The organism is Nocardia sp. NPDC060255 (assembly GCF_042727395.1).
Classification (GTDB): Bacteria; Actinomycetota; Actinomycetes; order Mycobacteriales; family Mycobacteriaceae; genus Nocardia.
In genome coordinates, this window is the sequence record NZ_JBHXAU010000016.1 from 125706 (window position 1) to 146102 (window position 20397).

Sequence of the window (20397 nt, forward strand, 5' to 3'; positions counted from 1 at the left end):
GCGTCACCCGGCGATGGTCGGGCGCACCGGCTGAATGGTCGAATTGCGGCCCCAGATGAACCACACCACCGGGCCGAGGAACGGGAACGCGAGCATGAGCAGCACCCAGATCGCCTTACCGGCAGCCGCGTAGTTGCTGGACCGTAGCGCGCTCACCACACCGGCGATGAACAATGCGATGGCACCGATGGCAATGGCAACGGCGAAGACGCCGAAGGCGATCGAGCCTGCCGTCTCGGTGGCACTGGCCAGGGCGGGAGCGGAAGCGAGAGCAATTGTTGTCATGCCATTCAGCGTAGGGATCGGCCCCACCTCGGCACATCGGTGATCAACCCTGAATTTGCTATCGCAGATATAACCATCGGTGTACGTCGCAGGGATGACCTGGCATACGACGTTGAGAGCGAACCGGTATCAGGGTGGCGGCAGACAATTCAGTATTAAAGTACCCCGCAGTCGCGACAGCACCGTTTGCCCTGCATGCCGAAATCGCGGAACGACGTGCGGTCTGCCCGTCAGCCGGGCGGACGGCGCGAAACCCGCAGGCGAACTTCTCGAGAACTAATTGAACGGAACGTTTATGCCACTCCATGGAGTGCTCTACTGAGATCACGCCCGAACGGTGTCGTAGGTCACCCTCAGTGACCATGACGGACCGGCTCGGGCGGCTTCACCAGACACACGATGCTAGTCGAGGCTCTTCTCATGGATCAACTGGCGTTGGCGGAAACCCCAGCCGCCCGATGCGCCTATTACCGCCATACCTGCGACCTACCCGCCGGATTTCTTCCGGAGATCGGCCGGATCATCGTCCGAGCCGGATTCGTCGGCGCGATCACCATGCCCGCCGCGCTCGGTCAGCAGGTCCACGACGATTTGATACATCATCGAAATCCATTGGGCCCCGTTATTTCTCATGTGCGCTCGAAACGCTGGACCTTTCTGATCCGGCCCGACCTGCCCGACGACGTCCGCCTGTTCGCGGAGCTGTTCCGGCTCAACGTGTCGATCGTGCCGATCGGTGGCGAGATCGCGCTGCCCTCCCCCGCCGACGCGAACGCCGGGTACCGCGAGTGGATTGTCGCACCGGAGAACACCTTTCGGCCGTCCGGCGCGGCCATCGTGGACACCGTGCGCTCCTGCCGGAACATGAGCCCGCGATGACCACGGGCCAGCTTCCCGCGAAACATCAAGTGCTGCAAGCATGTCGAGGTGAGCCGCCGGAGAACAATCCGCTCTTGCACGGCGCGCACCAGCTCACCACGCTGCACGAGCGACGGCTCGGCGCGGGCCCCGAGGCGACCGGCGAAATCGACGCGCTCCGAGCGAGTTTGGTGCGCGACATCGATCGCTGGATCACCGTGCAGCTGCCGCCCGCGCACGGCGCCGCGCATGTGCACACCGAGACGGTCGGCGCCGTGATCGACCGGCTCGCCCAGTTCACCGCCAACGCCTATGCGGCACTGGCGAGTGCCTCCGAATGGGACCTGTGGGACGCGTGGCAGCGCCTCGCGGAACTGGCCGTCGGCTACGACGACCTGGCCGCGGAGGTGAGCGCGGGCGTACGCCGGTTGCCCGGCGCGTCCTAAATCTCCCCCACCCGGCGGCTGCCCGGACTTAGGGTGGGGCGCATGGGGAATACGACGGATCGAGATGCGAGCAAGCGTGCCCTGCATGCCCGTCGGGCCGCCTCCTTCGGCGCCAACGCGACGGACTACGCCGAACACCGGCCGGACTATCCGATAGCGGCCATCCGGTGGGCACTGGCGGCCGTGCCGACCGTGCCTGCGCCGATCGTGCTCGACCTCGGCGCGGGCACCGGCAAGCTCACCGAGGGGCTGCTCGCCGCCGGTGCCACGGTGATCGCGGTCGAACCCGACGACGGCATGCGCGTCGAGTTGATGCGCCGACTGCCCGGCGTGCGGGCGTATGAGGGGACGGCGGAGGCGATTCCGCTCGCGGACGGGTCGGTGGATGCGATCGTGGCCGGGCAGGCGTTCCACTGGTTCGATCAGCAGCGTGCTTTTCCGGAGTTCGCGCGGGTGTTGCAGAAAGGCGGAGTTTTCGCGGCGCTCTGGAACACCGACGACACGCGGGTCGACTGGGTCGCCGAATTGGGGAGCGTTTCGCGGTCGGAGGCCTCGTCACCGCCGCTGGAACTCGGGCCGGCGAAACTCCCCGAGCACCCGCTGTTCGAGGCCTTCGAGACAGCCCAATTCCCGCACAGTCAGCGGCGGACCGCCGAATCGCTGACCACGACGATCGGAACGCACTCGCACACCCTGGTGGTGCCGCAGCAGCAGCGAGCCGAAGTATTGCAGCGCATCTCCGACTACCTGCACAGCAGGCCGGAGACGGCCGAAGGCGAATTCGACTTTCCCCTGGTCACTTTGGTGCTCCGCGCGACCCTTCGGCCCCACTGACCGATTCGTCCGGTCGGCTCGGCCACCCACCGACTACCTGTCGCAAGGGAACTCGCACACCACACCCAATTTCCAGACGTCGCGCCGACCGGGTACGCAGGTGATGAGCGCGAACCGCGTAGTGCGCCAACCGGATTCGAGTAGTGGTCTACTCGCGTCGCACCCACCCGCCCGAACATACGCTGACGGCATAGTTCAGAACGTAGCGATCAGGCCTCAATGTCGACCTGATTCCGACACCCGGGCAGCGCCGCCCGATCAAACGTCACGGTCGCGCGCCACGGGCGCAAGGAACGACGACACCGATCCAGCGAAGCGGCTGGGTATCGCCATCAGGCGAGATCGTCCGGACGGGGGCCGCCACCCCCGCTGGCGTCGGTGCGTATCGACTCCTCGCCACGCAGCGCCTCCGACCCCCAGTGTTCCGAATAACGTTGCGCCGCTCGATCTTCCGCAGGGAGGGGTCGGCAGAGATCGACGGCGCCTATGGTGGGGGCAGGCACAGCGTTGTCTTTGTGCCTGCGGGGCTTACTCCGGGCGCAGCGTGAGGATGCGCGGGCCGTTTTCCGTGACGGCTACCGTGTGCTCCCAATGGGCGGCGCGGGTGCCGTCTACCGTGACGACGGTCCAATCGTCCTCGAGGACCTCGGTTTGCGTGCTGCCGAGGGTCAGCATCGGCTCGATCGCGAGGACCGATCCCACCACGAGCTTCGGACCCTTGCCCGGATCACCCTCGTTGGCCAGGAACGGATCCAGGTGCATTTCGCGGCCGATGGCGTGCCCGCCGTAGCCGTCGACGATGCCGTAGGCGCGGCCGTGCAGCTGTTCGGCCGCGCGGGTACCGAGCTCGATGGCGTGCGACACGTCGGAGAGCCGGTTACCGGGCACCATCGCCTCGATACCGGCCTCCATGGACAGCTTGGTCGCCTCGCTCAGCAGCCGGTCGGCGTCGATGATGTTGCCGACGCCGAACGTCCACGCCGAATCACCGTGCCAGCCATCGAGAATGGCGCCACAGTCGATGGAGACCAGGTCACCCTCGGTCAGGATCTCGCCGGCGGTCGGAATCCCGTGCACCACACGGTCGTTCACCGACGCGCAGATCGAACCGGGAAAACCGTGGTAGCCCTTGAAGGACGGCACCGCACCCGCGTCGCGGATGAGCTGCTCGGCGACCTCGTCGAGCTCCAGGGTGGACACCCCGGGCTTGGCGGCCGCGCGCACGGCGACGAGGGCGCGACCGACGATCGCGCCCGCCGCCGCCATGGCGTCGAGTTCACCGCTGGTGCGAAAAGGCACCACCTTCTTGTTCTTACGGCCGAAGACCATCAGTGGCCCATCGTGAACAGCATCAGCGGCCCAAGGCCTGCAGCACGCGGCCGTGCACCTCGTCGATGCTGCCGACGGCGTCCACCGGGACGACGATCCCGTCGTAGTGCTCGAGCAGCGGCGCGGTCTCGTCGCGGTAGACCACCATCCGGTTGTGGATGACCTCCGCGTTGTCGTCGCTGCGCCCGCTGGTGCGACCGCGGTCGACCAAGCGCTCGATCAGAATCTCTTCCGGCACATCGAAGCTCAGCACCGCGTCGAGCTTCTTGTCCATCTCGGCGAGGATCTTCTCCAGCGCGTCGGCCTGATCGACCGTGCGCGGGTAGCCGTCGAGCACGAAGCCGTTCGCGGCGTCGGTCTCGTTGACCCGCGCCTCGACCATGCGGTTGGTGACATCGCTCGGCACCAGATCGCCGGCATCCATGTACTTCTGTGCTTCGCGGCCGAGCAGTGTCTGCTGGCTGATGTTCGCGCGGAACAGATCCCCGGTGGAGATGTGCGGGACGCCCAGTTTTTCCGAAAGCAGGACGGCCTGAGTGCCCTTGCCGGCACCCGGCGGACCGAGCAGTACAACTCTCACTTGAGGAACCCTTCGTAATTTCGATTCATCAGCTGACTTTCGATCTGCTTCACCGTGTCCAGGCCGACGCTCACCATGATCAGCACCGCGGTGCCGCCGAACGGGAGGTTCTGACCGTTACCGGAAGCGCCGATATCGAGGAAAAGATTCGGCAGGACAGCGACAAGACCGAGGTAGACCGAGCCGGGGAGGGTGATGCGGCTCAGCACATGGTTGAGATAATCCGCGGTGGGCTTGCCGGGGCGGTACCCCGGGATGAAGCCACCGAACTTCTTCATCTCGTCCGCGCGTTCCTCCGGGTTGAAGGTGATCGCGACGTAGAAGTAGGTGAAGAACACGATCAGGCCGAAGTAGATCGCGATGTAGACCGGGTTGCCCGGATTCACCAGGTACTTGGCGATGATGTCCTGCCACCAGCTCGGGTTCGGGTTGTTCTTCGAGGAGGTGAGCTGGGAAACCAGGTTGGGCAGGTACAGCAGCGAGGACGCGAAGATGACCGGGATGACGCCGGCCTGGTTGACCTTCAGCGGTAGATAGGTCGAGGAGCCGCCGTACATCTTCCGGCCGACCACACGTTTGGCGTACTGCACCGGAATTCGGCGCTGGCCCTGCTCGACGAAGATGACCGCGGTGATGATCGCGAAGGCGGCGACACACACCAGGCCGAACACCAGACCGCCACGGCTGTCTAGGATCGACTTGCCCTCGGTGGGGATGCGTGCGGCGATACCGGCGAAGATCAGCAGCGACATGCCGTTGCCGACACCGCGCTCGGTGATCTGCTCACCGAACCACATCACCAGGGCCGCACCGGCGGTCATCACCAGCACGATGATGATCATGCCGAAGATGCCGTTGTCGGCGATGATGTCCTTGTCACAGCCCTGCAGCAGCTGCTTGCGGGAGGCGAGCGCGACCAGACCGGTGGCCTGCAGGATCGCCAGCGCGATCGACAGGTACCTGGTGTACTGCGTCATCTTGTTCTGGCCGGACTGGCCTTCCTTGCGCAGTTCCTCGAACCGCGGGATGACGACGGTCAGCAGCTGGATGATGATGCTCGCGGTGATGTACGGCATGATGCCGATCGCGAACACCGACAGCTGCAGCAGCGCGCCACCGGAGAACAGATTGATCAGCTGGTAGATACCGCCGGAATCACCGCCGGATACCTGCTTGATGCAGTCCTGGACGGCCCTGTAATCGACGCCGGGGGACGGCAGCGCGGCACCCAGACGGTACAACGCGATCAACCCCAGCGTGAAGAGAATCTTCCGCCGTAAGTCCGGAGTCCGGAAGGCCGATACGAAGGCGGAAAGCACAGATCCTCCTGGCGAACGACATGGTGGTCAGGACATGGGAATTCAAGCAATACCCCAGATCCGACGGTGCGGCATCTGGGGACGCTGAAAACCATGACGAGGCTTGGCAGACAACAACTTGAACTCTAACAGTGGCACCGGACGAGCTTTCACTCGTCCGGTGCCATTGACTGCAGAGTACCGTCAGCCCAGCTCGGTGACAGAGCCACCGGCCGCAGTGATCTTTTCCTTGGCCGCGCCGGTCACCTTGTCGACGGTCACCTGGACCGCGACGCCGATCTCGCCGTCGCCGAGGACCTTCACCAGCTGGTTCTTGCGAACCGCACCGGCCGCCACGAGCTCGGCCTTGCCGATCTCGCCGCCCTCGGGGAAGAGCTTGGCGATGACGCCGACGTTCACGACCTGGTATTCCGTGCGGAATCGGTTCGTGAAGCCCTTGAGCTTGGGCAGCCGCATGTGCAGCGGCATCTGCCCACCCTCGAAGGAGGCGGGGACGTTCTTGCGTGCCTTGGTGCCCTTGGTACCACGGCCCGCGGTCTTACCCTTGGAACCCTCACCACGGCCGACCCGAGTCTTCTCGGTCTTGGCACCGGGCGCGGGACGCAGGTGATGCAACTTGATGGTCATGTCAGACCTCCTCAACTGTCACGAGGTGGCGCACGACGTTGATGAGTCCCCGGTTCTGCGAGTTGTCCTCGCGAACCACGGTCTGCCGGATCTTGCGCAGACCGAGCGTGCGCAAACTGTCACGCTGGTTCTTCTTGGCGCCGATCGTGCTCTTGATCTGGGTCACCTTGAGATCTGCCATTACCTGGCACCTCCCGCAGCCTGGGCGCGCGCACGCAGCATGCCCGCAGGGGCAACGTCCTCGAGCGGCAGGCCACGGCGAGCCGCGACCTCTTCCGGACGCTGCAGCATCTTGAGCGCCGCAACGGTCGCGTGCACGACGTTGATGGCGTTGTCGCTACCGAGCGACTTCGCCAGGATGTCATGGATGCCAGCGCATTCCAGCACGGCACGAGCCGCACCACCGGCGATCACACCGGTACCGGGCGAGGCCGGACGCAGCATGACGACACCGGCCGCCGCCTCACCCTGAACCGGGTGGACGATGGTGGAGCCGATCATCGGGACGCGGAAGAAGCTCTTGCGAGCCTCCTCGACACCCTTCTGGATGGCCGCGGGAACTTCCTTGGCCTTGCCGTAGCCGACGCCGACCAGACCGTTGCCGTCACCGACGATCACGAGGGCGGTGAAGCTGAAGCGACGACCACCCTTCACGACCTTGGAGACGCGGTTGATCGCGACGACGCGCTCGAGCTGGTTCTTCTCGGCCTGCTGGTCGCGACGGTCGTTGCCGCCGCGGCGGTCGCGGCCGCCACCACGCTGGTTGTCGGCGCCGCCGCCGGCGGCACCATTCTGCTGTCCGGCGGGTCCGCTGCCGCCGTCACGCCGTTGACGTCCCGGCATCAGACGTTCCTTCCGTTGGTCTTGATCATCAGAACTTCAACCCACCTTCGCGAGCAGCGTCGGCGAGCGCCGCGATGCGGCCGTGGTAGTCGTGACCACCACGGTCGAACACGACGGCCTCGACGCCGGCGGCCTTGGCACGCGCGGCCAGCAGTTCGCCGACCTTCTTGCCCTTGGCCGACTTGTCGCCGTCCAGCGCGCGCACGTCGGCCTCGATCGAGGATGCGGCGGCGATGGTCTGGCCGATCGAATCGTCGATCAGCTGCGCGTGCAGGTGCCGCGAGGAGCGGTTGACCACCAGGCGCGGACGCTCGGTGGTGCCTTCGACCTTCTTGCGCAGGCGGAAGTGACGGCGGGTCTTCGACAGACGACGCGTCGTGGACGCGTCCTTGCCACGCGGCTTGCGCTTGGCGATCTGGTTTTCGGTTTGCGCCATGATCACTTACCCGTCTTTCCGACCTTGCGGCGAACGACCTCGCCGGCGTAGCGGATGCCCTTGCCCTTGTACGGGTCGGGCTTGCGCAGTCCGTGGATCACAGCGGAGATCTGGCCGACCGCCTGCTTGTCGATACCGGACACGGAGAACTTGGTGGGCGATTCCACCGCGAAGGTGATGCCCGCCGGGGCCTCGATCGGCACCGGGTGGCTGTAGCCGAGGGCGAACTCCAGGTTCGAGCCCTTGGCCTGCACGCGGTAACCGACACCGAAGATTTCCATCTTCTTCTCGTAGCCCTTGGTCACGCCTTCGACCATGTTGGAGACGAGGGTGCGGGTCAGGCCGTGCAGCGAGCGGTTCTGGCGCTCGTCGTTCGGGCGAACGACCTCGAGCTGGCCGTCTTCACCCTTGCTGATGGTGATCGGCTCGGCGACGGTCAGCGTCAGGGTGCCCTTGGGACCCTTCACCGAGATGTCCTGGCCGTCGATGGTGATCTCGACACCGGCCGGAATTGCGATGGGCTTCTTGCCAATACGCGACATTTGTCTACCTCCCCTTACCAGACGTAGGCGAGGACTTCCCCGCCTACACCTTGCTTGGCCGCCTGGCGATCCGTGAGCAGACCGGTCGACGTGGAGATGATCGCCACGCCGAGGCCGCCCAGGACCTTGGGCAGGTTGGTGGACTTCGCGTACACACGCAGACCCGGCTTCGAGACGCGGCGCAGGCCCTGCAGGCTGCGCTCACGGCTGGGGCCGTACTTGAGGTCGACAACGAGGGCCTTGCCCACGGTCGCGTCCTCGGTCCGGTAATCGGCGATGTAGCCCTCGCGCTTGAGGATCTCGGCGATGTTCGCCTTGAGCTTCGAGTGCGGAGCCTTCACCTGATCGTGGTACGCCGAGTTGGCGTTGCGCAGACGAGTCAAGAAGTCCGCGATCGGATCAGTCATGGTCATGGTTAGACCTCGACACCTTTCTCGCTACGGTTCCCATGCAACACCGGCGAGCACAAGGCATGCCGATCGTGGGCCTACAGCAATTGGGCTGGTCCGGTCGACGCTTGCCGACCGGATGAGTTCTCAAAATGAGTTCTCGGTGCCAGGGCGGGCCGCAGGAGTCCGGCCAGTCACTGCACACAGACCTGCGGACACAGAGGTGCCCAGGCAACCGGTCTAGTGTAGACAACCCCCAGCTGACGGCCAAATCCGGGGCGGTGACCCCGCCGCTACGCAGTTCCGACGGAGGACCGACTGGGTACGCTTGCAAGTATGACGATCGAAGTGTCGGCCGGCCTGCCGCACGAGATGACCGAGGAGGAGTACCGCCGCCTGCCCGAGTCGATCTCGCGCGAGATCGAGGTTGTGCATGGGCATGTGATCGTCTGCGAATCGCCGGTACCGGAGCACAATCGGGTCGCACGCAGGCTCGCCGGGGCCATGGAGCAGTTGCCGAGTACCGAACCATGCGTGCGCGTCGAAACCGATATCGACGTTGTCCTGTGGCGGGTACCGAAGTTCACCTTCCGCCGACCGGACGTGACGGTTTACCGCTGTCTGCCAGAACGCGGCGCCAAGCCGGAAGCAGGCGATGCGCTGATCGTCATCGAGGTTTCGTCACCGTCTACCGCAGCCGAGGATCTGCTCGACAAAAAAGTTCAGTATGCCCGCGCAGGCATTCCGGCGTATCTAGTCGTTTCTCTCGACACCAAGTACGACATCGAAGAGGTCCGCGAGTTCCGACTCGACGCGCACGCCGCCGAGTACCGGTTACACCGGCTCCATCGCGAAGGTTCCCTCGAACTCGAGCATGTCGTCCTCGGTGAGATCAGCTTCGCCGACCTGACCCGATAGCCGCGCGGCTCGGCCTCCGAGCACACCTCGGGGCCTACGGCTCCTCGGAAGGATCGGACTCCGCATAGATGCGTCGACTCGACCTGAATCCAGACAAGAAGCTCCGCAACCCTGGACGTCACCTGCGCCGACTCGCGCAGTGGCCGGAACGGATCGCCGATCAGATCCCTGACGCGGACATCCTCGCTGATCGACGCTACTGGAACTTCAAGATTCCGGTCTTCAACAAACTGGTCGATTCACGACAAACGACAAACGCAATCCGCAAGACCTGCCTCGCAATCCTGTTCGCCGCCGCCGAAGCGGTCGAACGATCCCCACGCCGCCCTCCCCACAGCCGCGTCGCCTGCCTGATCAGCACACCCGACTTGTTCAGCTCCGAGGTGACAATCTTCCTCTCCGAGGACTACTTCAACGGATTCCGCCCGGTACGGGACACCCAGCGCACCGACTATCCAGGCGGGTGGATCGAAACCTCCCCAGCAGACCCGACATCACTGAACCCGATCCGACCACCCGAGCCGACGGGCCTCGATCTCCTCGGCGGAACAAATTTCCTCGAATTCGACGAGGACTGGCCCGATCTACAGATCACCCGAACCCACTGGACCTGGACCTATCCCCACCATTAGGAAACCCAGCAACCGGTGAGCCGGGTGCGTAACACCCAACGGGACATCATGGCGACAAACGTCGAGTAACCGCTGCGCCATGTCCCGTTCGGCATCCCGAGACACCGAGCTCAGTCCTCGAAAATTCGAAATTCTCTATGTCAGCTATACATCACATTTGCCTACGCTGCCGTTCAAATCTCGGCAAGCTGTCTCTTCATATCGAAAACAAGCAGACCTTCGTAATCACCATAATTTGCCAGGGCCCGAAGGAGCGAGCGCGCTATGGATTCTTCTCGACTCTTGTCAGAGTCCAGATCGCGGACTGTGATCAGGATGGGAAACCTAGAAAATTCTATACCGTAGTCGTCCTCATACGCGTGCGAAGACTCGACTTCGATAACGGACGAGCCCGTCACTGCACGATAGAGTAAAACGGAATCCGACGATGGTTCAGACGCAAGCTTGGCCCCGACGGCTTTGCTGACATCTTCGATCACTTCATCGAACGGCTTCCCGGTCTTCAGAAATATTTCATGATAAGCACTCAAGGGAAATCCTTCCTATGGCCAATTGATCTCCCAGCCGTCTCCAACAATTCGGATACCCTTCATCTTGCCAGCACTGGCACCCAAGAATCTATTCAACCCACGCTGAGCCTCTTCCTGCGAAATCCCACTGGCTCGTGCATCGATTATAGCGTGCTCAGCTTGGCCGCCCGCACTGTTCAGAGCATTTTTAACAGTTACATTCGACGCACCCTCAGCCAGTGATTTGAATTCCGTCGGCACTCCGTCAACAGTAGAATCCGGGGTACGCTCCACGCCCTCCTTGACAGCCTTTACATCTTTTCCTTCATCTGCCAACAGATCAGCAATCTTTCGCTCCTCCTGAGAGAATACCTTCTCCGTCTCATCGATTTTGCCTCGACTTTTGGGAAGCTTTCCAGAGCCATCGGCCTTCTTTCCCAACCGGTCGCGTAAGTCTTTGACGGCCTGCCTGCCCTTTGCGAGAGCGGCCTTCGCGTCCTCGCCGAGCCCCTTGAGTTGCAGCACCTTTCGCGCTCGCCAGGCGGTTACGGCCTCGTTGATCTTCACGGCCCATTTGCGGGCCGATTCTGCGGCTTTGGCGCCGGCGATCAGGCCGCCGACGCCGGTTAGGCAGGAGGCTATGACGATGACCGCCACGTTGATTGCGGCATCTTCGATGATGGATTCGATGAAGCCCTTGATCTCGTTGCGGAGTTCGACGATGGATTTTTTGTAGTCGAGGCAGGTTTTGCTGATCTGGGTGCAGGTGGTGAGGAGTTGGCCGATGGATGTTTCCAGGGTTTTCAGGTCTTCGCGGACCTGGATTGCATCCTTGGAGGTGACGTCGTCGAAGAGGCTGGCGGCGATGGTGATTTTGTCTTTGGCGTTGGTGTTCTGGTAGATCGTGCCGAGGCGGTCCCAGGCGTCGGCCGCCTTGGTCAGCGTGTCGGTATTGCCGTCTGGGAGAGGGCAATTGATGGCGTCGAGTACTTCGATCGACGTTTTCGCCAAGCCTTGCGGTGTTCCGCCCGCTGCCGATGCCGGAAGGGCGTAGGGCCCGAATGTCGCTGTCGATGCGGCGTCGGCCGGTCTGTCCGGCTGCGCTGTGCCTTTCAGCACGGCATCGGATTTGGCGTGTTCGAAACCGAGGTCGTTGAGAGCGGTGCCATATGCGCGCAGGGTCGAAAAGGTCTGGTCGAAGAACGAGACGGCGTCGCGGGCGGACTCGTCGTAGGAGGTCGCCCAGGCGCGGCCGTCTTCGTCTCGGCCTGCCATCTGACCGCAGCCGTTGAGTTCGCCGAAGACGTATTTGAAGCTGTCGTTCAGTGCGGCGGCGGCGTCGAAGCAGTTGGTGGCGGCCTGGTAGTAGACCTTCGGATCTACCTCGAGCTTGGTCATATGCCGAGGATCCGGAGGGTCTGGGATGCGGCGTTGGTGTAGCTGTCATGAGCGGTCTTCAACGCGGTCTCCAGGGCCGCGAGCCCGTCCTGCATGTCGGTTACCCCGACCGCCCACTCCGTGTGTGCCTGGCTGTAGGCCACGGCTGCGGCGCCGGACCATACGCCCTCGACTTCTTTGGCCTTCGCCTCGAGCTGCGCCAGCCGGTCGGCAACCGCGGCCTTGTACGCGCGCATGCGTGCGGCCAACTCCTCGAGTTTGTCGAGGTCGACCGAGAATGCCGGCGTATCAGCGGTCATGAGGTCGTCCCCGGTTCAAGGCAAGTCCAGGGAGCTGAGACCCGAGGCGAAGGACTGGTCGGTAGTGCGGAGCGTCTCAGCGGTCACACCCAGTTTCTCGGCTAGCTCGAGCAGCGCATCCCACACTTGGTCCGCGCCTTCATGGAACTCGTCCCACGCCGCCGAGAATGCGCCCGCGTTGTTCCCCGCCCAGCTGTCGATCGTGACCTTGGTGTCGGTCACCAGCGACGAGTACCCGGACTTCATCTCATCCGCGATCTGGTGCGCCATGCGCCCCAGCGCTTTCACCTCTTCGGGCTCGACCGAAAGCGACGATGGATCTCCCATGGACGACCCACTCCTTTCGACGGTGGCTGAGGTGCTCCGTTCTTACTATGACGCACCAGGTGCAGCCCCGGTTCCGCTGGATTCTGCACCTACGGAACGTCTCGATCGGCAATCGTGCAGCACATTTGATGCAACAACGCCGCAATGCGGCCGTATACGGGGCTTCTGCCTCAGTCAAGCCCACTTCACCGCGACTCAGCAACCTCGATAGGACACCTCAGCGAACGTCACGTGACCTCTATTGGGCGGGCAACAGAGCTGCGCATACTACGTAGGGACTCGCGACGGGCGTAACACTCCGAACGCAGGTCACGGTGTACTGAGCGATACATCTGAAACATTGCCGAGGAGGAACCGCGGGTGAACGTCCTGGTCGAAATGACCGCTTTAACTCTGAGCCGACCCACCGCCGAGGCCGGCGACATCGAGCGCGCGGCCTGGTACGAGGCCAAAGCCAATCTGCATACGTACCTCGCCGGACAAGGCGGCTCCGACGCCGCGCGGGAGACCGCCTTGGCGGTCAGCGCGCACCGGCGCTCGCTGGAATTGCTGCGCAGGCAGAACTGACGAATCAGCACGGCGAATCACGCACAAAGGCACGGCCTCCGTCGGAGACCGTGCCTTTGTTCAGTTTTCCGCTGACGCGGGTGTGCTCAGACGAGCACTAGCTCACCAGGAGCTCTTGTGCACGCCGGGGAGCTCACCGCGGTGCGCCATCTCGCGAAGGCAGACACGGCAGAGGCCGAACTTGCGGTAGACCGCGTGCGGGCGACCGCAACGCTGGCAGCGGGTGTAGGCGCGGACGGCGAACTTCGGCTTGGCCTCAGCCTTGATCCGCAGTGCTTTCTTGGCCATCGTCAGTTCTCCTTGAACGGGAAGCCGAGGTGCTTGAGCAGGGCGCGGCCCTCTTCGTTGTTCGTCGCGGTGGTCACGACGGTGATGTCCATACCGCGCGGACGGTCGATCGAGTCCACGTCGATCTCGTGGAACATCGACTGCTCGCTGAGGCCGAACGTGTAGTTGCCGTTGCCGTCGAACTGCTTCGGCGACAGGCCGCGGAAGTCACGGATACGGGGCAGCGCGATGGAGACCAGGCGGTCCAGGAACTCCCACATGCGATCGCCACGCAGGGTGACCTTCGCGCCGATGGGCATGCCCTCACGCAGCTTGAACTGCGCGATCGACTTGGTCGCCTTGCGGATCTCCGGCTTCTGGCCGGTGATCAGCTCGAGGTCCTTGACCGCGCCGTTGATCAGCTTCGCGTCGCGGGCGGCGTCGCCGACACCCATGTTCACGACAACCTTGACCACGCCGGGGATCTGCATCACGTTGGCGTAGTTGAACTCGCTGTTCAGCGCGTCCTTGATCTCGGCCCGGTAGCGCGCCTTCAGGCGCGGCTGGGTCTGCTCAGAGGTGGTCATGTCAGATGTCCTTCCCGTTGTTACGGGAGATCCGGACCCGCTTGCCGCTCTCCTCGTCGGTCCGGTAACCGACGCGGGTCGGCTTGCCATCGGAGTCGACGATCATCACGTTGGACACGTGGATCGGAGCTTCCTGGGTCACGATGCCGCCCGAAGAGGCACCACGCTGGTTGGTGGAGTTCGCGACGTGCTTCTTGATCCGGTTCACGCCCTCGACCAGGATCCGGTTGCGCTCCGGGTAGGCCTGAATGACCTTGCCCTTGGCGCCCTTGTCCTTACCCGAGATGACGAGCACGGTGTCGCCCTTGTGCACCTTCATGTCAGAGCACCTCCGGGGCCAGCGAAACGATCTTCATGAACTTCTTCTCGCGCAGCTCGCGGCCGACCGGGCCGAAGATGCGGGTGCCACGCGGGTCGTTGTCCGCCTTGATCAGCACGGCCGCGTTCTCGTCGAACTTGATGTAGGAACCGTCCGGGCGACGGCGCTCCTTGGTGGTGCGCACGATGACGGCCTTGACGACCTCACCCTTCTTGACGTTGCCACCGGGGACAGCGTCCTTCACGGTAGCGACGATGATGTCGCCGATACCGGCATAGCGACGCGACGAACCACCGAGAACGCGGATGCAAAGGATTTCCTTCGCGCCCGTGTTGTCGGCGACGCGCAGTCGCGACTCCTGCTGAATCACTTCAGCTCCTCCTGGACCTGGATGTATACGCACGCCGGATTGCCGACCCGACGGGCATGGTCAGTTGCCCTCCGGACGCGCGCCTGCCAGCGGTTTCGTGGCTCCGAATGTGCAACTCGAGAACCAACCACTGGGGGTTCACTGCCGAATTGCGGGCATAGCTCCCGCAGGCAACTGGTCCAGTGTAGGTGAACGCGCAGGTCGGCCCAAATCGGGCCCCTGGTTGAGATCCGCGTCTCCCCGGGCGCGCCATCGCGCGCCGTTACTCTCGGATCGAGCAAGATCAATAAGGAGAAGCACCGTTCGGCTCGACCGTACCGAAAAGGGGATGCTCTTGAGCTCGTCCGCTCGTCTCGATCGCCGCGCCTTCCTGCTCGCCCTCGCGGCTGTGCCCGCCGCGGCGACGTTGGCGTCCTGCGCACAGGATTCGCAAGTTTCGAACGTCCGGCTCACCGGCGTCGACCTGGCCGGGGCGAACCCGGCGATCCGGCCGCAGGACGATCTCTACCGGCACGTCAACGGCAGTTGGCTGGCGCAGTATCAACTGCCGCCGGACAAGTCGTCGTTCGGCACCTTCGACGAGGCGAACGATCGCACCGAGCAGCAGCTGCGCGGCATCGTCGAGGGCATCCGCAATCCGAAGGCCGGCTCGACGGAGCAGCAGATCCGCGATCTGTACGACGCCAGGCTCGATCGCGCCGAGGTCGAGCGGCTCGGCCTGGCACCGATCGCCGACCTGATCGCCGCGATCGACGGCGCGGCGACCAAGGCGGACCTGGCCCGGGTGATGGGTTCGCTGCCGATCTCGGGTCTGATCGGGCTGCAGGTCGTCGTCGATCAGAAGAATTCCAGCAACTACATCGCCATGGTCAGCCAGTCGGGCATCGACGGCAATCTGGACGAGCAGTACTACCGCAAACCCGAGTACGCCGAGCAGATCGCCGCCTACCGGACCTATCTGGAGCACATCGGCGCGGGCGCGAACCTGCCCGATCCGGCCGGCGCCGCGCAGCGGGTGCTCGATCTGGAGACCCGGATCGCGGCGGGCTACTGGGACAGCGTCCGCGACCGCGATCCCGACACCACCTACAACCTGCTCAGCTGGGCCGAATTGACCAAGCTGGCACCGCAATTCGACTGGGATCCGTGGCTGAAGGGCACCACCGACCGGTCGCCGCAGCTGTTCGACAGCCTGGTGGTCCGGCAGCCCTCGTTCGTCACGACCGCAGGGCAGCTGTGGGCCGACGTCGATATCGCGCAGTGGCGGGAGTACCTGCGCCTCGGCGTCGTCAAGGAGTTCGCGCCTTACCTGCCCAAAGCCATCGCGGACGCCGCGTTCGAATTCGTCGACAAGACGCTGCAGGGCAGTGATCAGCGCCAGGAGGCGTGGAAGGACGGCCTCGCGACGGTCAACCAGAATCTCGGCGAGCCGTTCGGCAAACTCTATGTGGCCCAGCACTTTCCGGCGAAGTCCAAGGATCGGGCCAAGGCGCTGGTGGCCGATCTGATGGCCGCGTACCGGCAGGACTTCACCAACTCCTCGTGGATGTCGCCGACGACCAAGACCGCGGCGCTCGCGAAGCTCGACAAGATCGTCGCGAAGATCGGGTACCCGGATAAATGGATCGACTACTCCGGAGTAAAGATCACCAAGGGCAAGCTGGTCGAATCCGTGCGCGCCGTAAGGACTTTCGAGGTCGCTCGGGCCTTCAACAAGCTCGGCACGCCGGTCGACAAGACCGAATGGGGCTTCCCGCCGCAGACGGTGAACGCCATGTACGACCCGAACGCCAACCAGATCACCTTCCCCGCCGCCATCCTGCAGACGCCGTTCTTCGACGCCGACGCCGCGCCCGCGGTCAACTTCGGCGGCATCGGCGCGGTCATCGGCCATGAGATCGGGCACGGCTTCGACGATCAGGGCGCCAAGTACGACGGCGACGGCAACCGGCGCGACTGGTGGACCCCCGAGGACACGGCCGCGTTCGAGGCCAAGACCAAGCAGCTCATCGCCCAGTACGACGCGCTGGTGCCCGAAGGCCTCGACCCGAGCAAGCACGTCAACGGCGCGCTGACCGTCGGCGAGAATCTCGCCGACCTGCGCGGCCTGCAGATCGCACTGGCCGCCTATCGCGCCGCCGCCGAGCGCGACGGCAAACTGCCGGACCTCGAGACGGTGTTCCTGTCCTGGGCCAGGATCTGGCGGCAGCAGGCGACCAAGCAGAAGAAGGAGATGCTGCTCGCCAGGGACGTGCACGCGCCCAACGAGTTTCGCGGCAATCAGGTGGTCCGCAATATCGCGGAGTACTACAGCACGTTCGGCGTCGTGGCGGGCGACAAACTGTTCCTGGCGCCCGACCAGCGCGTCACGCTCTGAGATGGGCCGCCGAGTAGCGCCGACGGCGGGTAGCCTCGGGCGAACTAATTGCGCCTGACGAGGATGCGGTGTCGCCGCATCGGGAGAGGAAATCCTCGTGACACGTCTCGGACAGCTGGACCGTCGTGCCTTCCTGATCGCGCTCGGGGTGGTGCCCGCCGCTGCCGCGCTGGCGTCCTGCTCGAGCGATAGCAAAGCGGCGAGTAAACCGCTCACCGGCGTTGACATGGGTGGCGCGGACGAGGCGATCCGTCCGCAGGACGACCTGTACCGGTATGTCAACGGGAAGTGGCTGCGGGACTACCAGTTGCCGCCGGACAAGGTCTCCTACGGTTCGACGAGCGAGGCGGCCGAACGCACCGAGCAACAGTTGCGCGAGATCATCGACGGCATCAAGGATCCGAAGCCGGGATCCGAGGAGCAGCAGATCCGCGACCTGTTCGACGCCAGGGTGGACTGGGACGAGATCGAGCGGCTCGGCATGACCCCGCTGGCCGAGTTGTTCGGCAAGATCGACGGCGCCGCGACCAAGGCGGACCTGGCGAAGGTCATGGCCGAACTGCCGATCTCCGGCCTGATCGGCATCGGCATCGGCACCGACCGGAAGAACTCGAACGCCTACATCCCGTCGGTCGGGCAGGCCGGACTCGGGCTCGGCGAGCAGTACTACCGCAAGCCCGAATACGCCGACGTGCTCGCGCAGTATCGAATCTTCCTGGGGCGCATCGCCGCCGGTGCGGGGCTGCCCGATCCGGAGGGCTTGGCGCAGCGCGTGTTCGACCTGGAGAAGCGGATCGCGCCCGCGCACTGGGACAACGTGCGCACCCGCGATACCGACGCGACCTACAACGTGTTCAAGTGGGCCGAGATGACCGCTCTGGCACCGACATTCGACTGGGACCCGTGGATGGCCGGGAACACCGACCGGCCGCGGTCGCTGTTCGAGACGATGGTGGTCGGCGAGCCGTCCTTCATCACGGCGGCCGGCCAGTTGTGGACCGAGGTCGACATCGCCACCTGGCGTGACTATCTCAAGATCAGCGTGATCCGGGACTTCGCGCCGTATCTGCCCAAGGCCATCAACGACGCGAACTTCGAGTTCAAGGGCAAGGTGCTCAACGGCCAGGAGGAGCGTCCGGACCGCTGGAAGTACGGGGTCGGGATCGTCGACGACAAGCTGGGCGAGCAGCTCGGAAAAGTGTACGTGGACAAGTACTTTCCGCCCGAGGCCAAGCAGCGGGCCAAGGAGATGCTCGACGATGTGATCGCCGCGTATCGGGACAACTTCACCAACTCGACCTGGATGTCTCCCGCGACCAAGACGGCGTCGATCGCGAAGCTGGAGAAGATCGATCCCAAGATCGGTTACCCGGACAAGTGGGTCGACTACTCGCAGATGAAGATCACCAGGGGCAAGCTGGTCGAATCACTGCTGTCCATCAATACTTTCGAGTCCAAGCGGGCGTTCGCCCGGCTCGGCACCCCGGTCGACAAGACCGAATGGAGCATGTCGCCGCAGACGGTGAATGCCTACTATTCGGCGACCTCCAACCAGATCGTGTTCCCCGCCGCGTATCTGCAGCCGCCGTTCTTCGACAAGGACGCCCAGTCCGCTGTCAATTTCGGCGCCGTCGGCTCGACCATCGGCCACGAGATCGGCCACGGCTTCGACGATCAGGGCTCCAAATACGACGGTGACGGCAACCGGCGGGATTGGTGGACGCCGGAGGACCGAGCCGCGTTCGAAGCCAAGACCAAGCAGCTCATCGATCAGTTCAACGTCCTGGTGCCGGAGGGCCTCGACCCGAGCCAGCACATCAACGGCGAACTCACCGTCGGCGAAAACCTCGCCGACCTGCGCGGCCTGCAGATCACGCTGGCGGCCTTCCGCATCTCGGAGAAGCGCCGTGGCGTCGACAACCCGGACTACAAGACCTTCTTCCTGTCCTGGGCCCGCAGTTGGCGGGAAAAGCAGACCAAGGCGCTGACGGTCCGCTACCTCGCCACCGACACCCACTCCCCCGCCGAATTCCGCTGCAACCAGGTGGTGCGCAACCTGGAGGAGTTCTACCGCACCTTCGACGTGAAGGACGGCGACAAACTCTTCATGCCACAGGACCAGCGCGTCACCTTCTGATCCCCCGCCTTCCCGCACACACTCCGGTGTGCGGGAAGTGCTTGGCAGCCGCCGAATTCGCGGTCTTTGCCGCGGCGAAGGCACGCGGCCATTCACGCGACAACGCAAGCAGATTGTGCAGTTCGGCGGCGCGATCCTCGGCCGGAAGATAAATGGCACTGCGGGATTGCTCGGTTCGGCGCGGCGCGGGAATACCCCGCCGTTTCAGCTCAGCGGCTTCGGCGATCCGCCGGGCATAGGCGCTGATGGTTTCGGCGCGGGGTGAATCGGTGTCGGGGGCGAACTGGCGCAGATGCAGTAGGGCGTCGCCGATTTCGACGGTCATGCGGTACCGGCGGGCGGCGGCGTCTCGGCGCGCCGACGCCTCCGGGTGCAGGACCACCTCGGGGACGGCGTCGGTGAGATCGCGCCAGAGGGGGCGCAGCCGGCGACATTGCCTGCCGGTCCGATCCAGTTCGGCCCGAACGATAATGGCGTTGATCAACGGGATCGCGATCAACCCGGTGAGCACGGCCATGCCGATAAAGGAGCCCACGGCCCCGAAGGTCCCGGGCCTTCCCGGTGGCCCGCCCGATGCCAGTTGCAGCATCGCATAGAACGCGCTGTCTACGCAGTAGACGCCGAAGAGCAGTAGGGCCGAATAGGTCAGCTTCTCGCGCCTTGTCGGCGCCGCGTTACGAAGTTCGCGCACGCAGGCTCGGACGAGCAGCAAACCGGTCCAGGCGAGGACCGGATAGACCGCCGCCCATGCGATCCGCTCCCAGTCGACAATGCGATGCAGGTGTAAACCTGCCTCTTCGGCTCCCGCGCAGATCAATACGAAGGTACCGAAGGTCGCGGCGATCGCGTCGTACCTGCGCTGGCGCCGGCGCCACGTCTGCGGATCGGCTCGATCGAACAGCGCGACAAACCCGAAACAACTGGACATCGACACCGCGCCCACCGCAAGGAACAGCCGCTGCCCGAAATCCGGGTAGCCGAGGCCCGCGGCAATCGCATATCCGAGCACCGCACCGATGTCCCAGATCAGAGTTCGATTAATCAGGTGGTCAATGGTCGTCTCGTTGACGAGCAACCACCGGCCGACCATGATCAGGGCAGCGAACAGGACAACAATCCCGGCGAGCAAGGGCGGAGCAGCGTTCATCGCCGTTGAGAATATGTCCCACGCACTCCGGCCGTTGTCCGTGGGGCGCTGAGCC

27 protein-coding genes are annotated in these 20397 nt (G+C 64.2%); 8 read left to right on the top strand and 19 right to left on the bottom strand.

Going from position 1 to position 20397, the window contains the following annotated elements; all coding sequences use genetic code 11:
* Positions 1-3: 3 nt before the first annotated feature.
* Positions 4-285: a PLD nuclease N-terminal domain-containing protein gene (locus tag ACFWF1_RS27125; protein ID WP_379286751.1), complete on the bottom strand. Its 282-nt coding sequence runs from the start codon at positions 283-285 to the stop codon at positions 4-6.
* A 420-nt stretch (positions 286-705) separates the two neighbouring features.
* Between ACFWF1_RS27125 and ACFWF1_RS27130 the strand changes: the two genes are divergently transcribed.
* Genes ACFWF1_RS27130 through ACFWF1_RS27140 form a run of 3 tightly spaced genes read left to right on the top strand, consistent with a single transcriptional unit; the run spans position 706 to position 2423 of the window.
* Positions 706-1164: a DNA-directed RNA polymerase subunit beta gene (locus ACFWF1_RS27130; RefSeq protein WP_379286749.1), complete on the top strand. Its 459-nt coding sequence runs from the start codon at positions 706-708 to the stop codon at positions 1162-1164.
* Entirely contained in the window at positions 1161-1589 is a 429-nt protein-coding gene (locus ACFWF1_RS27135; protein ID WP_379286747.1) for a DUF4254 domain-containing protein, read from the top strand. Before ACFWF1_RS27130 ends, ACFWF1_RS27135 begins: the two co-directional genes overlap by 4 nt.
* A gap of 42 nt (positions 1590-1631) precedes the next feature.
* The gene (locus ACFWF1_RS27140; protein WP_379286745.1) at positions 1632-2423 is read left to right on the top strand and encodes a class I SAM-dependent methyltransferase; all 792 of its coding nucleotides are present in this window, start codon (positions 1632-1634) and stop codon (positions 2421-2423) included.
* Between the two features lie 528 nt (positions 2424-2951).
* Here the strand turns inward: ACFWF1_RS27140 and map are convergent.
* From map to rpsH, 9 genes are all read right to left on the bottom strand, one after another.
* Entirely contained in the window at positions 2952-3752 is an 801-nt protein-coding gene (gene map / locus ACFWF1_RS27145) for a type I methionyl aminopeptidase (protein WP_379286743.1), read from the bottom strand.
* Positions 3753-3774: 22 nt separating this feature from the next.
* On the bottom strand, positions 3775-4332 hold the full coding sequence (locus tag ACFWF1_RS27150; protein ID WP_379286741.1) for an adenylate kinase: 558 nt from the start codon (positions 4330-4332) through the stop codon (positions 3775-3777).
* Positions 4329-5651, bottom strand: coding sequence for a preprotein translocase subunit SecY (gene secY / locus ACFWF1_RS27155; RefSeq protein WP_379286739.1), 1323 nt, complete (start codon positions 5649-5651; stop codon positions 4329-4331). Before secY ends, ACFWF1_RS27150 begins: the two co-directional genes overlap by 4 nt.
* A gap of 183 nt (positions 5652-5834) precedes the next feature.
* Entirely contained in the window at positions 5835-6278 is a 444-nt protein-coding gene (gene rplO, locus ACFWF1_RS27160; RefSeq protein WP_379286737.1) for a 50S ribosomal protein L15, read from the bottom strand.
* A gap of 1 nt (position 6279) precedes the next feature.
* A complete protein-coding gene (rpmD, locus tag ACFWF1_RS27165) occupies positions 6280-6459 on the bottom strand; it encodes a 50S ribosomal protein L30 (protein ID WP_150404110.1) in 180 nt (59 codons plus the stop codon).
* On the bottom strand, positions 6459-7121 hold the full coding sequence (gene rpsE / locus ACFWF1_RS27170) for a 30S ribosomal protein S5 (RefSeq protein ID WP_379286735.1): 663 nt from the start codon (positions 7119-7121) through the stop codon (positions 6459-6461). The genes rpmD and rpsE overlap by 1 nt, the downstream gene beginning before the upstream one ends.
* A 28-nt stretch (positions 7122-7149) precedes the next feature.
* Complete coding sequence (rplR, locus tag ACFWF1_RS27175) at positions 7150-7557, bottom strand: 50S ribosomal protein L18 (protein WP_379286733.1); 408 nt, start codon at positions 7555-7557, stop codon at positions 7150-7152.
* A gap of 2 nt (positions 7558-7559) precedes the next feature.
* Positions 7560-8099 carry a 50S ribosomal protein L6 gene (gene rplF / locus ACFWF1_RS27180; RefSeq protein ID WP_379286731.1) on the bottom strand — a complete coding sequence of 180 codons (540 nt, stop codon included), beginning with the start codon at positions 8097-8099 and terminating at the stop codon, positions 7560-7562.
* A gap of 14 nt (positions 8100-8113) precedes the next feature.
* Positions 8114-8512, bottom strand: coding sequence for a 30S ribosomal protein S8 (gene rpsH / locus ACFWF1_RS27185; protein ID WP_069161946.1), 399 nt, complete (start codon positions 8510-8512; stop codon positions 8114-8116).
* Between the two features lie 312 nt (positions 8513-8824).
* Between rpsH and ACFWF1_RS27190 the strand changes: the two genes are divergently transcribed.
* Both ACFWF1_RS27190 and ACFWF1_RS27195 read left to right on the top strand, forming a co-directional pair.
* Positions 8825-9406 carry a Uma2 family endonuclease gene (locus ACFWF1_RS27190; RefSeq protein ID WP_379286729.1) on the top strand — a complete coding sequence of 194 codons (582 nt, stop codon included), beginning with the start codon at positions 8825-8827 and terminating at the stop codon, positions 9404-9406.
* 68 nt (positions 9407-9474) lie between these two features.
* Positions 9475-10038 (top strand): DUF3916 domain-containing protein, encoded by a 564-nt coding sequence (locus ACFWF1_RS27195; protein ID WP_379286727.1) that lies wholly within the window; start codon positions 9475-9477, stop codon positions 10036-10038.
* Positions 10039-10211: 173 nt separating this feature from the next.
* Here the strand turns inward: ACFWF1_RS27195 and ACFWF1_RS27200 are convergent, their stop codons facing one another.
* Genes ACFWF1_RS27200 through ACFWF1_RS27215 form a run of 4 tightly spaced genes read right to left on the bottom strand, consistent with a single transcriptional unit; the run spans position 10212 to position 12571 of the window.
* Entirely contained in the window at positions 10212-10568 is a 357-nt protein-coding gene (locus tag ACFWF1_RS27200) for a hypothetical protein (RefSeq protein ID WP_379286725.1), read from the bottom strand.
* Positions 10569-10580: 12 nt separating this feature from the next.
* Positions 10581-11945, bottom strand: a complete 1365-nt coding sequence (locus ACFWF1_RS27205) for a hypothetical protein (protein ID WP_379286724.1) — start codon at positions 11943-11945, stop codon at positions 10581-10583.
* Positions 11942-12244 (bottom strand): WXG100 family type VII secretion target, encoded by a 303-nt coding sequence (locus tag ACFWF1_RS27210; RefSeq protein WP_379286722.1) that lies wholly within the window; start codon positions 12242-12244, stop codon positions 11942-11944. The genes ACFWF1_RS27205 and ACFWF1_RS27210 overlap by 4 nt, the downstream gene beginning before the upstream one ends.
* A 15-nt stretch (positions 12245-12259) precedes the next feature.
* Positions 12260-12571 (bottom strand): WXG100 family type VII secretion target, encoded by a 312-nt coding sequence (locus ACFWF1_RS27215; protein ID WP_379286721.1) that lies wholly within the window; start codon positions 12569-12571, stop codon positions 12260-12262.
* A 360-nt stretch (positions 12572-12931) separates the two neighbouring features.
* Between ACFWF1_RS27215 and ACFWF1_RS27220 the strand changes: the two genes are divergently transcribed.
* Entirely contained in the window at positions 12932-13138 is a 207-nt protein-coding gene (locus tag ACFWF1_RS27220) for a hypothetical protein (protein WP_379286720.1), read from the top strand.
* A 102-nt stretch (positions 13139-13240) separates the two neighbouring features.
* On the opposite strand, the gene ACFWF1_RS27225 is transcribed toward ACFWF1_RS27220, so the two are convergent.
* From ACFWF1_RS27225 to rplN, 4 genes are read right to left on the bottom strand one after another with little or no spacing between them, the layout of a single operon-like run.
* The gene (locus ACFWF1_RS27225; protein ID WP_040731429.1) at positions 13241-13426 is read right to left on the bottom strand and encodes a type Z 30S ribosomal protein S14; all 186 of its coding nucleotides are present in this window, start codon (positions 13424-13426) and stop codon (positions 13241-13243) included.
* A gap of 2 nt (positions 13427-13428) precedes the next feature.
* The gene (rplE, locus tag ACFWF1_RS27230; RefSeq protein ID WP_107654148.1) at positions 13429-13992 is read right to left on the bottom strand and encodes a 50S ribosomal protein L5; all 564 of its coding nucleotides are present in this window, start codon (positions 13990-13992) and stop codon (positions 13429-13431) included.
* Position 13993: 1 nt separating this feature from the next.
* A complete protein-coding gene (rplX, locus tag ACFWF1_RS27235) occupies positions 13994-14311 on the bottom strand; it encodes a 50S ribosomal protein L24 (protein ID WP_150404095.1) in 318 nt (105 codons plus the stop codon).
* 1 nt (position 14312) lies between these two features.
* Complete coding sequence (gene rplN, locus ACFWF1_RS27240; protein WP_107654146.1) at positions 14313-14681, bottom strand: 50S ribosomal protein L14; 369 nt, start codon at positions 14679-14681, stop codon at positions 14313-14315.
* Positions 14682-15009: 328 nt separating this feature from the next.
* Here rplN and ACFWF1_RS27245 point away from each other — a divergent pair, with 328 nt between their 5' ends.
* Together ACFWF1_RS27245 and ACFWF1_RS27250 are read left to right on the top strand one after the other, a co-directional pair.
* On the top strand, positions 15010-17058 hold the full coding sequence (locus ACFWF1_RS27245) for a M13 family metallopeptidase (RefSeq protein ID WP_379322226.1): 2049 nt from the start codon (positions 15010-15012) through the stop codon (positions 17056-17058).
* A gap of 97 nt (positions 17059-17155) precedes the next feature.
* A complete protein-coding gene (locus ACFWF1_RS27250; RefSeq protein ID WP_379286715.1) occupies positions 17156-19195 on the top strand; it encodes a M13 family metallopeptidase in 2040 nt (679 codons plus the stop codon).
* Here ACFWF1_RS27250 and ACFWF1_RS27255 read toward each other — a convergent pair.
* Positions 19185-20342 carry an MAB_1171c family putative transporter gene (locus tag ACFWF1_RS27255; protein ID WP_379286713.1) on the bottom strand — a complete coding sequence of 386 codons (1158 nt, stop codon included), beginning with the start codon at positions 20340-20342 and terminating at the stop codon, positions 19185-19187. The genes ACFWF1_RS27250 and ACFWF1_RS27255 overlap by 11 nt on opposite strands.
* Positions 20343-20397 lie beyond the last annotated feature (55 nt).

Coding starts and splice junctions, on each gene's coding strand:
- ACFWF1_RS27210 (WP_379286722.1), bottom strand. CDS start 12,244: ATGACCGCTGATACGCCGGCATTCTCGGTCGACCTCGACAAACTCGAG.
- ACFWF1_RS27140 (WP_379286745.1), top strand. CDS start 1,632: ATGGGGAATACGACGGATCGAGATGCGAGCAAGCGTGCCCTGCATGCC.
- ACFWF1_RS27245 (WP_379322226.1), top strand. CDS start 15,010: ATGCTCTTGAGCTCGTCCGCTCGTCTCGATCGCCGCGCCTTCCTGCTC.
- ACFWF1_RS27135 (WP_379286747.1), top strand. CDS start 1,161: ATGACCACGGGCCAGCTTCCCGCGAAACATCAAGTGCTGCAAGCATGT.
- ACFWF1_RS27205 (WP_379286724.1), bottom strand. CDS start 11,945: ATGACCAAGCTCGAGGTAGATCCGAAGGTCTACTACCAGGCCGCCACC.
- ACFWF1_RS27190 (WP_379286729.1), top strand. CDS start 8,825: ATGACGATCGAAGTGTCGGCCGGCCTGCCGCACGAGATGACCGAGGAG.
- rpsE (WP_379286735.1), bottom strand. CDS start 7,121: ATGCCGGGACGTCAACGGCGTGACGGCGGCAGCGGACCCGCCGGACAG.
- ACFWF1_RS27225 (WP_040731429.1), bottom strand. CDS start 13,426: ATGGCCAAGAAAGCACTGCGGATCAAGGCTGAGGCCAAGCCGAAGTTC.
- ACFWF1_RS27215 (WP_379286721.1), bottom strand. CDS start 12,571: ATGGGAGATCCATCGTCGCTTTCGGTCGAGCCCGAAGAGGTGAAAGCG.
- rplR (WP_379286733.1), bottom strand. CDS start 7,557: ATGGCGCAAACCGAAAACCAGATCGCCAAGCGCAAGCCGCGTGGCAAG.
- rpmD (WP_150404110.1), bottom strand. CDS start 6,459: ATGGCAGATCTCAAGGTGACCCAGATCAAGAGCACGATCGGCGCCAAG.
- rplX (WP_150404095.1), bottom strand. CDS start 14,311: ATGAAGGTGCACAAGGGCGACACCGTGCTCGTCATCTCGGGTAAGGAC.
- rpsH (WP_069161946.1), bottom strand. CDS start 8,512: ATGACCATGACTGATCCGATCGCGGACTTCTTGACTCGTCTGCGCAAC.
- ACFWF1_RS27255 (WP_379286713.1), bottom strand. CDS start 20,342: ATGAACGCTGCTCCGCCCTTGCTCGCCGGGATTGTTGTCCTGTTCGCT.
- map (WP_379286743.1), bottom strand. CDS start 3,752: ATGGTCTTCGGCCGTAAGAACAAGAAGGTGGTGCCTTTTCGCACCAGC.
- rplE (WP_107654148.1), bottom strand. CDS start 13,992: ATGACCACCTCTGAGCAGACCCAGCCGCGCCTGAAGGCGCGCTACCGG.
- rplF (WP_379286731.1), bottom strand. CDS start 8,099: ATGTCGCGTATTGGCAAGAAGCCCATCGCAATTCCGGCCGGTGTCGAG.
- ACFWF1_RS27195 (WP_379286727.1), top strand. CDS start 9,475: ATGCGTCGACTCGACCTGAATCCAGACAAGAAGCTCCGCAACCCTGGA.
- rplO (WP_379286737.1), bottom strand. CDS start 6,278: ATGACCATCAAGTTGCATCACCTGCGTCCCGCGCCCGGTGCCAAGACC.
- ACFWF1_RS27125 (WP_379286751.1), bottom strand. CDS start 285: ATGACAACAATTGCTCTCGCTTCCGCTCCCGCCCTGGCCAGTGCCACC.
- ACFWF1_RS27130 (WP_379286749.1), top strand. CDS start 706: ATGGATCAACTGGCGTTGGCGGAAACCCCAGCCGCCCGATGCGCCTAT.